Below are 12552 nucleotides of genomic sequence, written 5' to 3'. Positions count from 1 at the left end.
CACCGCCTCCTTGCGACTAAATCTTGGCGACCTGCGTGAACGCCAGTTCGACCGGGGTCTCGCGGCCGAAGATCGAGACCAGCACCTTGAGCTTCTGCTGCTCGGCGTTGACCTCGGAGATGCTGGCCGGCAGGGTCGCGAACGGGCCGTCCATGACGGTCACCGACTCGCCGACCTCGAAGTCGACCTCGATGATCGGCTTCGCGACGGCGGCGTCGCCACCGGTCGAGGCGGCGGCAGCGGCGGCGGCCGGAGCGGCGGCCTTCTTCTGCTGCGCGGCCGGGACCAGGAACTTCACCACGTCCGGAATGGTCAGCGGCGAGGGACGCGAGGTGGCGCCGACAAAACCGGTGACACCGGGGGTGTTGCGCACCGCGCCCCACGACTCGTCGTTCAGCTCCATGCGGACCAGGATGTAGCCCGGCAGCACCTTGCGGTTGACGTTCTTCTTCTGGCCGTTCTTGATCTCGGTGACCTCTTCGGTCGGCACCTCGACCTGGAAGATGTAGTCCTCGAGACCGAGGTTCTGCACGCGGGTCTCGAGATTGGTCTTCACCTTGTTCTCGTACCCGGCGTAGGAGTGCACGACGTACCAGTCGCCGGGCGCGCGACGCAGCGCGGCGGTCATCTCGGCGACCGGGTCGGCGGGCTCGTCGGAGATCTGGGCCGCGGGCTGCGCGGGCTCGGCCTCTTCGGCGTCCGCCGCGAACTCGTCGGCGTCGGCCTCGAACTCAGCGGCAGCGGAGCCCTCAGCGTCCTCGACGTCCGCGGTGGTCTCTTCGATCACCACGTCATCCACCGGGAATTCCTCGGTTGTGCCGTTCTCCGGGGTGCTCACTGGGGCACTCGCTTCCTTAGTCGTCACGTAATCCTCTGCGCGCCGGGGCAAGGCATAGCCCGGCGGATGTTCCCGCTCCCCGCCTCTGCCCGGGGGCCGGTCACCGGCCGCGACGGTCAGACACGGTCACCGTGCCGCCTAGCCGAAGAGCCAGTTGACACCCTTGATGAACGCCACATCCAAACCGCTGATGTACGCGATGATGAAAATCACGAACACCAGGACAACGCTCGTATAGGTGACCATCTGCTTGCGGTTGGGCCAGATGACCTTGCGAAGTTCCGCGATGACTTCCTTGAGGAACTTCATCAGGCGCTTGAAGGGATTGCCCGAACCGCTCTGCCCGGCCTTCTTGCCTTTGCCGGACTGCTTGGTGGCTGCCTTGGCCGAATCCGACGGTCGTTCGATCGTCGCGACGGCGCTGGACGACGCGGCGCGGGTGCGCCGGGCGGACCGCTTGCCGCTCGGACGAGCCACCGCGGCGGTGTCGTCGCCATCTTCGTGGCGAGTGTCCCGCTCGTCGCTCACGTCGATCCTCTCTAAGTCGGCATCCAGGGCAGGGGCGACAGGACTTGAACCTGCAACCTGCGGTTTTGGAGACCGCTGCTCTGCCAGTTGAGCTACGCCCCTTCGGCTGGACGGGGTTGCTTCCAGCCTCTAGTTCTTTTTCAGTTGTACTACAGGGTCATTTCATACAAACACGCGCCGCTCCTCGGAGCAGCGCGCATCGGCTGGTGACCCCAGATTTTCGAGTGTACGTTACCCCGACTGACGATCGCCAATCGGGGCGTCGCGGCCTACCCCGGTTTCCGGTCAGCCGAGCTGCACCGTCGCGGTGGCGCGACCGAAGATCTTGCGGCCCTCCGACTTCGCCACGATGGCGATCACCGCGGTGCGGGTCTCGGGGTCCACCGACTTCACCTTGCCGGTGTACTCGATCTCCGCGGGACGGTCGATCGGGACGTACACGGGGCTGGTGAAGCGGACGTTGTACTCCTTGACCGAACCCGGGTCGCCCAGCCATGAGGTGACGAAGCCGCCGCCCAGGCCCATGGTCAGCATGCCGTGCGCGACAACGTTTTCCAGGCCGACCAGCTTCACGACGTCGTCGCTCCAGTGGATCGGGTTGGCGTCGCCGGAGACGCCGGCGTAGTTCACCAGGTCGCCGCGGGTGAGCAGCACGGTGCGGGAGGGCAGTTCGTCGCCGGCGGCGACATCCTCGAAGCGGCGGGTCTGCGCGCTGGCGACCACGGCGCCGGTCGACCGCGCCGCGACGGACTGGTCGGGGGTGTCGATCTCGATGGGCTCGCCCGCGTCGGCGGCGTCCGGGCCGACCCCGTGCATGAGCACATTGCGCACGGCGTCACCGATATTGGGGTCGATGTCACCGCCGCTGCGGCCGATCAGGGTGGTGTAGGTGGTGAGCACCAGTTCGTCGTTCTGGGCCAGCACGTCGTTGCGGGTGACGATGATGTCGCCGCCGAAGGCCTGGCGGAACGAGTGCAGGTAGACGACGCAGGACAGCTGGTCCCCGGCCCTGATCGGACGGTGGAACTCCAGGATCTGGTCCGTCTGCATGATCTGGCTCAGGTCGTAGCCGGTGACGATCTGCTCGAAGAGCTTGCGCTGGGCCAGGATTCCGACCAGCGAGATGAAGGTGAGGGGGGCGACCAGGCCGTCGTGACCGTGCGCGGCGGCGGCGTCCTCGTCCCAGTGCACCGGGTGGTAATCCTGCACCGCGCGGGCGTACTCGCGCACCTTCTCGCGGCCGACCTCGTAGTAGTCATCGACGCGGTAGTGGTGGCCGACCATGGCGGCGGCGTGCGCGGCGGGGTCGAAGAGTTCGGATTCGACCATGTCGGCCTCGATGTCGATATCGGTGTTGATCGTCACGGCAGGAAGTCCCTATCTGCTCCCAGGAAACGGGAACGGGCGAGAGCGCAGAACCACCGCTATATACGCCAAGTGCCGGACCGGGTCCCTTGTCCCTTTCTAAGAGACGAAGTGACTTACCGATCCGGCACTCTGTCCACGCGGTTGTTCGCGCGGGTTTAAGTTAGCGAGACTCGCGATGCGCCCGGTGGGTACCGCAGTTCGGGCAGAACTTCTTCAGCTCGAGACGGTCCGGGTCGTTACGCCGATTCTTCTTGGTGATGTAGTTGCGGTGCTTGCACTGCTCGCAGGCCAAGGTGATCTTTGGCCGGATATCAGTGGACTTCGCGGCCACGATTGCCTTCTTTCCGGTCAGCCTGATTGGGATATCAGTATGTAGCGATGGCCGGACTTGAACCGGCGACACAACGATTATGAGTCGTTTGCTCTACCGACTGAGCTACACCGCCATCTGGTGTCGGTACTTGACGGCGGGGAGGTCCCGGGTCCTGCTAGGAGAAGCCGAGCCGTTCACCACCGGCAATCCGGCGAGCCCCCTAACGGAATCGAACCGTTGACCTTTTCCTTACCATGGAAACGCTCTGCCGACTGAGCTAAGGGGGCGTGTCTGTCTTGCTCCGGTCTGGACCGGGGCGCTGACGACTTGAACGAGATTACACACATCCCCGCGCACTCTCCAAACCGGCTGGTCATCGCCCGTTTTCGAGACCGGGTAGCCGCTGTGGCACTCGATGCAGGGGGGCCATCCAGGGTTGCGCCGCGGCCCGGCCGACGCGCCACGCCCTGACCCGTGAAACGCAAAGAGCCCCTCAGACTCAGAGTCTGAGGGGCTCTTGCAGTGGCGGATGAAGGATTTGAACCTCCGAAGCATTACGCGGCTGATTTACAGTCAGCTCCCTTTGGCCGCTCGGGCAATCCGCCGGGGTACGCCTTCCAGCGCTTCAGCAGAATACCCTGAACCCACGCCCGGAATGCAAACCGGCTGGATACAGCCATGCCGGAGCGGCTAGCGTCGGCGTTGGAACATCCCGAATATCCGATCTCGGACAGGAGAAGAGTGTGGCGGATTCGTCGTTCGATGTGGTCAGCAAGATCGATCGCCAGGAGGTGGACAACGCCCTCAACCAGGCCGCCAAGGAGCTGAGCCAGCGCTACGACTTCCGCGGCACCGGGGCGAGCATCGAATGGTCGGGCGAGGAGAAGATCATCCTCAGCGCCGAGTCCGAGGACCGCGTGAAGGCGGCTCTGGACGTGTTCAAGGAGAAGCTGATCCGCCGCGACATCTCGCTCAAGGCGTTCGACGCGGGCGATCCGCAGGCCTCCGGCAAGGTGTACAAAATCACAGGAAACCTGGTGCAGGGCATCACCACGGAGAACGCGAAGAAGATCGCCAAGAAGATCCGTGACGAGGGCCCCAAGAGCGTCAAGGCGCAGATCCAGGGCGAGGAGCTGCGCGTCAGCAGCAAGAACCGTGACGATCTCCAGGCCGTCATCGCGCTGCTCAAGGGCGGCGACTTCGATATCGCCCTGCAGTTCGTGAACTACCGCTAGCTAGTAGTTCCGGTTTCCACCGGCCAACTCCTCGAGGCGGGCGATGCGGTCCGCCATCGGGGGGTGGGTGGAGAACCAGCGGGCCATCTTGTCGCCGGCCCGGAAGGGGTTGGCGATCATCAGGTGGGACTGGGCGGTCAGCTGCGGTTCGGGGGGCAGCGGGGCGGCCTGGGTGCCGCGTTCCAGTTTGCGCAGGGCCGAGGCGAGCGCCAGCGGGTCGCCGGTGAGTTCCGCGCCGTCCTGGTCGGCCTGGTATTCGCGGGAGCGGGAGACTGCCAGTTTGATGAGCGAGGCCGCGATCGGTCCCAGCAGTGAAACCAGCAGCAGCGCAATGACATTCGGGCCCTCGCCATTGCGGTTGCCGCCGCCGAAGGCCCCCGCGAAGAAGGCCAGGTTGGCCAGGCCGGAGATGACCGAGGCGAGCGCGCCCGCGACCGACGAGATCAGGATGTCGCGGTTGTAGACGTGGGACAGCTCGTGCCCCAGCACCGCGCGCAGTTCCCGTTCGTCGAGGATCTGCAGGATGCCGGTGGTGCAGCAGACCGCGGCATTGCGCGGATTACGGCCGGTGGCAAAGGCATTGGGCGCGTTGGTGGGGCTGATGTACAGGCGCGGCATGGGCTGGCGGGCGGCCGTGGCCAGTTCGCGCACGATGCGGTACATCGCGGGAGCCTCGAGCTCGGTGACCGGCTGCGCGTGCATGGCCTTCAACGCGAGCTTGTCGCTGTTGAAGTACGCGTAGGCGTTCATGCCCACCGCCAGCACGATCGACAGGATCAAGATCGTGGGATTGCGGAACAGCGCTCCCACGAACACGATCAAGGCCGACATCCCGACCAGAAGCCCGAACGTCTTCAACCCGTTCGCATACCCGTGCCCATGCATACGGTCTCCTTCCGACGCCCCTCACCGCTGAGTTACACCAGGTCAACGATAGAGCCGCGGGTTGAAGTTCCCAGTTATTCGACTGATCGGTTTCGGATCTGGTCAGCCCACGCGTTCGATGGTGTAGCGGACGAGCTGCTCGAGCGCGTCGTTGGCCGGGCCGCCGGGCAGGGCCGAGAGTTCGGCGTGCGCGAGGTCGGCGTAGCCGTGCAGCTTCTCCTTGGCCAGCACCAGGCCGCGCGAACGCGACAGCAGGTAGAGGGCCTCCTCCACGTCGGCGTCGGTCTGCGGCGGGGTGGCCAGCAGCTTGCGCAGGCGGTCGCCCTCGTCGCCCTCGTCACGCAGCGCGTAGAGGACGGGCAGGGTGTGCACGCCCTCGCGCAGGTCGGTGCCGGGGGTCTTGCCGGACTGCTCGGACGCCGAGGAGATGTCGATGATGTCGTCGGCGATCTGGAAGGCGGTGCCCACGGCGTCGCCGAGGCGGGCCAGGCGTTCCACGTGGTCCAGGCTCGCGCCGGAGAAGGTGCCGCCGAAGCGTCCGGCGGCGGCGATCAGCGAGCCGGTCTTCTCCCACACCACGCGCAGGTAGTGCTCGACCGGGTCCTGGGACTGCCGGGCGCCGATGGTCTCGCGCATCTGGCCGGTGACCAGCTCGGCGAAGGTCTCGGCGATGATCCGGACCGCGTCCGGGCCGAGGGTGGAGACCAGGCGGGAGGCGTGCGCGAACAGGTAGTCGCCCGCGAGGATGGCGACGGAGTTGCCCCAGCGGGAGTTCACGCTGGGGGCGCCGCGGCGCATGGAGGCCTCGTCCATGACGTCGTCGTGGTACAGGGTGGCCAGGTGCACCAGCTCCACCACGGTGCCGGCGACGACCAGGTCGGGGCTGGTCGGGTTGGGGCCGAGCTGACCGGTGAGGATGGTGAACAGCGGGCGGAAGCGCTTGCCGCCGGCCTTGGCCAGGTGCAGCGCCGCTTCCTGCAGGAATTCCTCGCCGTCGGACAGCTCGGTGATGAGCAGGTCCTCGACCTCGATCAGGCCCTTGCGCACTGTGGCGGCGAGCTCGGGATCGCCAAGATCCACCCCCGCGACCACGGTGCTCTCATCGCTCACAGCTGATGCGCTCATTTCTTCTCCCAGTGCCGCGTCCGACCCCACGCCAAAGAACCTAGCGTGTGCGTCGATCACCCCCTATGGACACCACCGTAGTGCGACCAACGAAACACCCGCCACGCGAATCGAAACGCCCGGAGGTGAACCCCGGGGCAAATATGCGCGCGCGGTGATGTGCTGCGAGTATTGGTCGCATGGGTTCATCGGAAGTCGCGTCCGAGCAGGGGAAATCGTCGGATGTTCTGCCGGCGCACGCCGATATTCTGGTCGTCGGCGCTGGTCCCGCCGGGTCCGCCGCGGCCGCGTGGGCGGCGCGCGCGGGACGGGACGTGCTCCTGACCGATTCGGCGCTGTTCCCCCGCGACAAGACCTGCGGCGACGGGCTCACCCCGCGGGCCACGGCCGAGCTGGAGCATCTGGGGCTCGGCGACTGGGTGCGGGCGCACACCGTGAACCGGGGCCTGCGGATGGCCGGGTTCGGCCGCGAGGCCCTGCTGCCCTGGCCGAACGGGTCCTTCCCCACCTACGGAAGTGCCGTTCCGCGAACCGAACTCGACGACAAGCTGCGCGAGACCGCGGTGAAGTCGGGGGCGCGGATGGTGGAGGGCGCCAAGGTGGTCGAGGTGGCCCGCGAGGGCGACCGGGTCACCGGCGTGACCATCAAGACCGACAGCGGGCTGCGCGCGGTGTCCTGCGAGACGCTGATCGTGGCGGACGGGGTCCGCTCCCCCGTCGGCAAGATGCTGGGCCGTACCTGGCACCGGCAGTACGCGTACGGGACCGCGGCGCGGGCGTACATCAAATCCGAGCGCAGTGACGACGAGTGGATCACCTCACATCTCGAATTGCGTGATGCGAACAATGAATTGATTCCCGGCTACGGCTGGGTCTTCCCGCTCGGCAATGGCGAGGTGAATATCGGCGTCGGTTCGCTGGCCACCGAAAAGCGGCCCTCGCATATCGCGTTGAAACCGTTGCTGCAGCACTATGTGTCGCAGCGGCGCGCGGAATGGGGTTTCGAGGGCGAGGCGCGGGCGGTGGCGTCGGCGCTGCTGCCGATGGGCGGCGCGGTGTCGAACCTGGCCGGGCGCAACTGGGCGCTGGTCGGCGACGCGGCCGGCTGCGTGAACCCGCTCAACGGCGAGGGCATCGACTACGGCCTGGAGGGCGGGCACATGCTGGCCGCGCTGCTGGACCAGCCGGACCTCACCCACATCTGGCCGGACCTGCTGCGCGAGCGCTACGGCCGCACCTATTCGGTGGCGCGGCGACTGGCCGGACTGGCCACGCATCCGCGCACGGTGCCGCTGGGCGGGCCGCCGCTGATGCGGTCGAAGCTGTTGCAGCGCACCGCGGTCCGGGTGATGGGCAACCTGGTCACCGACGAGGACCTGGATCTGACCGCCCGCCTGTGGCGAGGCGCGGGCCGGGCCTCGATGCGGATCGACAAGCTGCGGCCGTTCTCGTGAACGCCCGGCCGGTTCCCGAGGAGCTGCTGCCGCATCTGCGGCGAGCGCGGGATCTGGCCGACCGGCACTACGCGGAGCCGCTGGACCTGAACAGTCTGGCCGCGGCCGCGGGGGTGTCGAAGTACCACTTCCTGCGGTGTTTCGCGGCCACCTACGGCAAGACACCCGCCCTGTATCTCGCCGAGCGGCGGATCGAGCGGGCGCAGGATCTGCTGCGCGCCACCAATGTGACGGTGACCGAGGCCTGCATGCTGGTGGGCTACTCCAGCCTCGGGTCGTTCAGCCGCAAGTTCACCGACCTGGTCGGGATGTCGCCCTCGGAGTATCAAGCGAAGTTCGCGACCGAGGGCGCACCCCATATCCCGGGCTGCTACGTCTTCATGCACGGGCTCTCGGATCGCAAGCGCGAGGACTGACGCGACCCCGTGGCGAGGCCACGGGGTCGCGGGGTGAATTCAGCGGGGTGCGGGTCTCATCGAGACGGCAGCACGTGGATTCCCGTCTTGTCGGTGGAGAGGGCCAGCGAGCTGATGTACTGGATCTCGCCCTCCGGTCCCGGCACCGCCGAGGCGATCATGTCGGGGCGCTCGAACTCCATGCCGGTGACGACGCAGGTCAGCGTCTCCCCCGACGGGTTGCCGTGGTCGTCGAACATGGGCAGGTCGATGCCGTCGTGGTCGCGGCGCAGGTAGTACTTGCCCCGGGTGAGCACGGCGGTCAGCGGGGTGGCCAGGAACGAGACCAGCACGGCCACGATCGGCGAGTACGGCTTCAGGGTCTCACCGAACAGACCGAAGAAGGTCATGATCGACAGCACCGCCGACAGTCCGAAGCCGACCAGTCCGACCGGATTGAAGTCGTAGAGCATGCCGCGCCGGAACTCCGGCTCCTTGGGCGAGAGCTTCAGCACGTACTTGTTGATCGCGATATCCGTTGCGACGGTGACGATCCAGGCGATACCGCAGTTGGCGTAGAAGCCGAGGATGTTGTTGAGGAAGTCGAACATGTTGGCTTCCATCAGGATCAGCGCGATGGCCAGGTTCAGGCCGAGGAACACGATCCGGCCCGGGTAGTTCTTGGTGACGCGGGTGAAGGAGTTGGTCCACGCCAGCGAACCCGAATACGCGTTGGTGACATTGATTTTGATCTGGCTGATCACGACCAGCACCACGGCCAGGGTCATGGCCAGCCAGGACGGCATCATGTCGCGGTAGATCTCGAGGAACTGGTGCACCGGCTGGTTGGCGATGTCCTGCGCGCCGGGCAGGTTGGCGATCAGGTAGACCGCCAGGAACAGGCCGACGACCTGCTTGATGGCGCCGAACAGCACCCAGCCCGGTCCGGCCAGCAGCATCCAGCCCCACCACTTGCGGGCGTTGTCCGGGGTGCGGGGCGGCATGAAGCGCAGGTAGTCGATCTGCTCGGCGATCTGGGCGATGAGCGAGAGGCAGACGCCGGCGGCGAGCAGCGCGCCGGACAGGCTGACGCCCTTGCCGTCCTGGCCGCCGTAGGACAGGAAGGCGCCGACCGAGTCGGGGTGGCGGACCAGCAGGAAGCCGAACGGCAGCACCATCAGGATCAGCCACAGCGGGGTGGTCCACACCTGCAGTTTGGCGAGGGTGTTCATGCCGTAGATGACCAGCGGGAAGATCATCACCGTGGACACCAGGTAGCCGATCGGCAGCGGCACGTGCAGGCCGAGTTGCAGGCCCTGCGCCATGATCGAGCCCTCGAGCGCGAAGAAGATGAAGGTGAAGGAGGCGAACACGATGTTCGTCACCACCGAGCCGTAGTACCCGAAGCCGCTGCCGCGGGTGATCAGGTCCAGGTCGACGTTGTAGCGGGCCGCGTAGTAGGCCAGCGGGAAGCCGGTGATCATGATGATGATCGCGAAGATGCCGATGCCCAGCAGCGCGTTGCCGGTGCCGTTGGCGATGCCGATGTTCGCGCCGATGGAGAAGTCGGCCAGGTAGGCGATGCCGCCGAGCGCCGAGACGCCGACCACCGCCGGACTCCATTTCCGGTAGCTGCGGGGCGCGAACCGCAGCGTGTAATCCTCCAGCGTCTCCTTGGACGCGGCCACCGCGTTCGCCGTGGGGGTTTCTACTCGAACCACCGGCACTCCTCGTTCGGGCTCGTCGCGAGCTGTTTTCCGATTCGAGGGTGGCCAGTGATTGTTGATCTTGGCTTTCCGCGTGATGTCGCGGCTGTTACGGCAGCCTCACCGAGGTTCCGAGTGTGTGAACTCAGCAATCCGGGCGTGAATTCACCCGGGCGGGAAACGCGCAATTTCGGAGAAGCGGGGCCGGCCCGCCGGTCCATAGCCTGGACACATGACGATCATCTCGAATGTCTCGCTCGTGACCGTGTATGTCACCGACCAGACCGAGTCCAAGCGGTGGTACATCGACAACCTGGGCTTCGTGGAGCACTCCGACGTCACCATGGGCGACAACGGCTTCCGCTGGGTCACCATGGCGCATCCGGATCACCCGGAACTGGAGGTCACCCTCATGGTGCCCGGTCCCCCGCTCACCGACGACCTGGCCGAGGCGATCCGCCGGTCCATGGCCAACGGCACCCATGGCGCGCTCGGCCTGCGAACCGAGAACTGCCAGAAGGCCTTCGAGGAGCTCACCGCGAAAGGCGTCGAGTTCATCCAGCCGCCCGCCGAACGCCCCTACGGCGTGGAGGCCATCATTCGCGACAACTCCGGCAACTGGCTGGTATTGGTCGAGAACCGCGAATTCGACCCGAGCAAGGGCGATTTCGGGCCGCAGTAGCCGACCGGCCCGTGGATGCGGGACCACCCCCGCATCCACGGATCACCGGGATCAGGCGTTCTGCGCGGCGAACCAGGTTTCGACGGACTTGCGCTCGCTGTTCATGACCTTCTTGAGCAGGTTCTCGACCAGCGGTTCGATGGCGCCGCCGACCAGCGGGACCTTCACGTCGACCGTGCCGGTGGCCTCGATCTCGGAACCCTCGGCGGTGGGCCGCAATTCGAAGGCGCCCGCCATCTCGGTGGTGATGCCGCCGGAGCGGCCGCTGAAGCTGCCCCGCGCGACGCCGTCGGTCAGCGGGCCCCAGGCGTCGGTGCGCTCGAGCATGAGCTCGCTCTTGAGGACCTTCTTGACGATGCCGGGAATCTGGTCCTCGGGCGCCTTCTCGGTCATGTGGATCTGGATGGTGCCGGGCCCGTCCGGGTGGGTGAGCTCCAGCTTGGCGGTGGGCGCTGCGGCGAAGCGGGCCTGCCACATCTCTTCATTGTTGAGTGCCCGGTGAAGCTCTTCGACCGGGATGCTGTACTGCACGGTGAAGCTGAATTTTCGGGACATGGCGAAGACCGTAGCCCAGCGATGGAATAGCCTGCTGAAGTGTCGGAAACTAGCCAGTCTCCCAGGACTGAACAGCGGCAGGCGGTTCGGTGGCGGCGGGCTCGGCTCGGGATCGTCATCGCCGCGGCCACGGTCAGCTTCCTGGCCGCGCTGCTGGTGCTCGCGGCCTGGCGTGACGACCATCTCATCAATAGCGATCGGGGCGTGACCAGCGCCGAAGTGCTCTCGGCGGGCACCCTGCGGTCCGCGGTCATCTTCGTCACGCCCGACGGCGAGACCCACAACCCGAAGACCGGCGTGCTCTACCCGACCAAACTGACCGTCGGCGAGCGCATCAATGTCGAATATCGGCGCAGCGACCCCGATCTGGTTCGGGTGGCGGGCCGCGACGCGCGGGTCGCCGTCATCCCGGCGCTGTCGGTGATCGTGGTCGCCTGGGCCATCGCCATCCCCGCCCTCTGGATCTGCGGCTCGCCGCCGACCCGGTGGCTCAGCGCACTGCGGGCCCGCACGCGAACTAGGCTCCGACGGTAGATAGTCCCGGCCTATCGCCCAAAGGTTCGCGGCCCGTCTCGTTCTGGACTGAGCGGAGCGGGGGAGCGAAGCGGAGGAGCGGAGGGAGGGAAGAACGAGACCTCCAGGGCCGCGAACCCGCCCGGAGCGAAGCGGAGGGCAAAATAAGCACCGTGGCGAAAATCAGGCAGCGGGAGTCTTTTCGGGCCCAGCTGGACAAGCAGCCGAACGAAGTCGCGTCGATGTTCGATGGCGTGGCCAAGCGGTACGACATCACCAATACGGTGATGACCGGCGGCATCGACCGGTACTGGCGGATGGCGACCCGGAAAGCCCTGGCGCTGCGGCCCGGCGAGCGGGTGCTGGATCTGGCCGCCGGAACCGGCGTCTCGACGGTGGAGCTGGCCAAATCCGGGGCCTGGTGCCTGGCCGCCGACTTCTCCCAGGGCATGCTCGCGGCCGGACGCTGGCGCAATGTGCCCATGGTCGCCGGTGACGCCATGGCCCTGCCCTTCGCCGACGACTCGTTCGACGCCGTCACCATCTCCTACGGGCTGCGCAATGTGTCCGACCCGGACCTGGCGCTGCGCGAGATGCTGCGGGTGACCAAGCCCGGCGGGCGGCTCGTGGTGGCCGAGTTCTCCACCCCCACCCTCCCGCCGTTCCGGACGGTCTACATGGAGTACCTGATGAAGGCGCTGCCGCGGGTGGCCAGCGCGGTCAGCTCCAACCCGGACGCCTACGTGTACCTGGCCGAGTCCATCCGGGCCTGGCCGAATCAGCCGCAGCTGGCCCTGCGGATCGCGGACGCGGGCTGGTCGGCGGTGAAGTGGCGCAATCTCACCGGCGGCATCGTGGCGCTGCACCGCGGCTACAAACTGGGCTGATGCCCGCCGCCGGCCTGTGGCATTGCTCACGGTAGCGGCCTGACCTGCGCCTCACAGCCGCGAAAAAC

Annotated in this window: 14 protein-coding genes and 4 tRNA genes; 6 read left to right on the top strand and 12 right to left on the bottom strand. The window is 66.7% G+C overall.

All coding sequences use genetic code 11. From position 1 onward, the window contains the following. Nucleotides 1-16 precede the first annotated feature (16 nt). The 8 genes from nusG to ABZ382_RS20720 form a co-directional block, all read right to left on the bottom strand. Nucleotides 17-838, bottom strand: coding sequence for a transcription termination/antitermination protein NusG (nusG, locus tag ABZ382_RS20755; RefSeq protein WP_357091069.1), 822 nt, complete (start codon nucleotides 836-838; stop codon nucleotides 17-19). A 138-nt stretch (nucleotides 839-976) separates the two neighbouring features. Beyond that, the gene (gene secE, locus ABZ382_RS20750) at nucleotides 977-1366 is read right to left on the bottom strand and encodes a preprotein translocase subunit SecE (protein WP_357091067.1); all 390 of its coding nucleotides are present in this window, start codon (nucleotides 1364-1366) and stop codon (nucleotides 977-979) included. Nucleotides 1367-1395: 29 nt separating this feature from the next. Then, nucleotides 1396-1468: transfer RNA gene (locus ABZ382_RS20745), tRNA-Trp, on the bottom strand. Between the two features lie 183 nt (nucleotides 1469-1651). Beyond that, the gene (locus tag ABZ382_RS20740) at nucleotides 1652-2695 is read right to left on the bottom strand and encodes a fused (3R)-hydroxyacyl-ACP dehydratase subunits HadA/HadB (protein ID WP_357091361.1); all 1044 of its coding nucleotides are present in this window, start codon (nucleotides 2693-2695) and stop codon (nucleotides 1652-1654) included. Nucleotides 2696-2894: 199 nt separating this feature from the next. After that, nucleotides 2895-3065: a 50S ribosomal protein L33 gene (rpmG, locus tag ABZ382_RS20735; RefSeq protein WP_029925945.1), complete on the bottom strand. Its 171-nt coding sequence runs from the start codon at nucleotides 3063-3065 to the stop codon at nucleotides 2895-2897. Between the two features lie 42 nt (nucleotides 3066-3107). Next, a tRNA-Met gene (locus tag ABZ382_RS20730) sits at nucleotides 3108-3180 on the bottom strand. A gap of 81 nt (nucleotides 3181-3261) precedes the next feature. Next, nucleotides 3262-3334 (bottom strand) — tRNA-Thr (locus ABZ382_RS20725). 236 nt (nucleotides 3335-3570) lie between these two features. Further along, nucleotides 3571-3652 (bottom strand) — tRNA-Tyr (locus ABZ382_RS20720). A gap of 138 nt (nucleotides 3653-3790) precedes the next feature. Here ABZ382_RS20720 and ABZ382_RS20715 point away from each other — a divergent pair. After that, a complete protein-coding gene (locus tag ABZ382_RS20715; protein ID WP_357091065.1) occupies nucleotides 3791-4282 on the top strand; it encodes a YajQ family cyclic di-GMP-binding protein in 492 nt (163 codons plus the stop codon). On the opposite strand, the gene htpX is transcribed toward ABZ382_RS20715, so the two are convergent. Together htpX and ABZ382_RS20705 are read right to left on the bottom strand one after the other, a co-directional pair. After that, nucleotides 4283-5167 (bottom strand): zinc metalloprotease HtpX, encoded by an 885-nt coding sequence (gene htpX, locus ABZ382_RS20710; RefSeq protein ID WP_357091063.1) that lies wholly within the window; start codon nucleotides 5165-5167, stop codon nucleotides 4283-4285. It lies immediately after the preceding gene. A 102-nt stretch (nucleotides 5168-5269) separates the two neighbouring features. Further along, complete coding sequence (locus ABZ382_RS20705; RefSeq protein WP_357091061.1) at nucleotides 5270-6292, bottom strand: polyprenyl synthetase family protein; 1023 nt, start codon at nucleotides 6290-6292, stop codon at nucleotides 5270-5272. A gap of 179 nt (nucleotides 6293-6471) precedes the next feature. Here ABZ382_RS20705 and ABZ382_RS20700 point away from each other — a divergent pair, with 179 nt between their 5' ends. Together ABZ382_RS20700 and ABZ382_RS20695 are read left to right on the top strand one after the other, a co-directional pair. Further along, complete coding sequence (locus ABZ382_RS20700; protein WP_357091059.1) at nucleotides 6472-7746, top strand: geranylgeranyl reductase family protein; 1275 nt, start codon at nucleotides 6472-6474, stop codon at nucleotides 7744-7746. Further along, nucleotides 7743-8162, top strand: coding sequence for an AraC family transcriptional regulator (locus tag ABZ382_RS20695; RefSeq protein ID WP_357091057.1), 420 nt, complete (start codon nucleotides 7743-7745; stop codon nucleotides 8160-8162). Before ABZ382_RS20700 ends, ABZ382_RS20695 begins: the two co-directional genes overlap by 4 nt. A 56-nt stretch (nucleotides 8163-8218) precedes the next feature. Here the strand turns inward: ABZ382_RS20695 and ABZ382_RS20690 are convergent, their stop codons facing one another. Continuing rightward, nucleotides 8219-9862, bottom strand: a complete 1644-nt coding sequence (locus ABZ382_RS20690; protein WP_357091055.1) for a hypothetical protein — start codon at nucleotides 9860-9862, stop codon at nucleotides 8219-8221. Between the two features lie 223 nt (nucleotides 9863-10085). Here ABZ382_RS20690 and ABZ382_RS20685 point away from each other — a divergent pair, with 223 nt between their 5' ends. After that, entirely contained in the window at nucleotides 10086-10529 is a 444-nt protein-coding gene (locus tag ABZ382_RS20685; RefSeq protein WP_357091359.1) for a VOC family protein, read from the top strand. 51 nt (nucleotides 10530-10580) lie between these two features. Here ABZ382_RS20685 and ABZ382_RS20680 read toward each other — a convergent pair whose 3' ends face one another. Continuing rightward, nucleotides 10581-11084, bottom strand: coding sequence for a DUF2505 domain-containing protein (locus ABZ382_RS20680; RefSeq protein WP_357091053.1), 504 nt, complete (start codon nucleotides 11082-11084; stop codon nucleotides 10581-10583). Between the two features lie 39 nt (nucleotides 11085-11123). Between ABZ382_RS20680 and ABZ382_RS20675 the strand changes: the two genes are divergently transcribed. Next, nucleotides 11124-11618 carry a DUF3592 domain-containing protein gene (locus ABZ382_RS20675; RefSeq protein WP_357091051.1) on the top strand — a complete coding sequence of 165 codons (495 nt, stop codon included), beginning with the start codon at nucleotides 11124-11126 and terminating at the stop codon, nucleotides 11616-11618. Between the two features lie 152 nt (nucleotides 11619-11770). Continuing rightward, complete coding sequence (locus ABZ382_RS20670) at nucleotides 11771-12484, top strand: demethylmenaquinone methyltransferase (protein ID WP_357091050.1); 714 nt, start codon at nucleotides 11771-11773, stop codon at nucleotides 12482-12484. Nucleotides 12485-12552: the final 68 nt, after the last annotated feature.

This window comes from Nocardia sp. NPDC005825 (assembly GCF_040630175.1).
GTDB lineage: Bacteria > Actinomycetota > Actinomycetes > Mycobacteriales > Mycobacteriaceae > Nocardia.
Note: the sequence above shows the minus strand (reverse complement) of the source record. Positions and strands in the feature narration are given on the sequence as shown.

Coding starts and splice junctions, on each gene's coding strand:
- ABZ382_RS20740 (WP_357091361.1), bottom strand. CDS start 2,695: ATGGTCGAATCCGAACTCTTCGACCCCGCCGCGCACGCCGCCGCCATG.
- htpX (WP_357091063.1), bottom strand. CDS start 5,167: ATGCATGGGCACGGGTATGCGAACGGGTTGAAGACGTTCGGGCTTCTG.
- ABZ382_RS20705 (WP_357091061.1), bottom strand. CDS start 6,292: ATGAGCGCATCAGCTGTGAGCGATGAGAGCACCGTGGTCGCGGGGGTG.
- ABZ382_RS20700 (WP_357091059.1), top strand. CDS start 6,472: ATGGGTTCATCGGAAGTCGCGTCCGAGCAGGGGAAATCGTCGGATGTT.
- ABZ382_RS20680 (WP_357091053.1), bottom strand. CDS start 11,084: ATGTCCCGAAAATTCAGCTTCACCGTGCAGTACAGCATCCCGGTCGAA.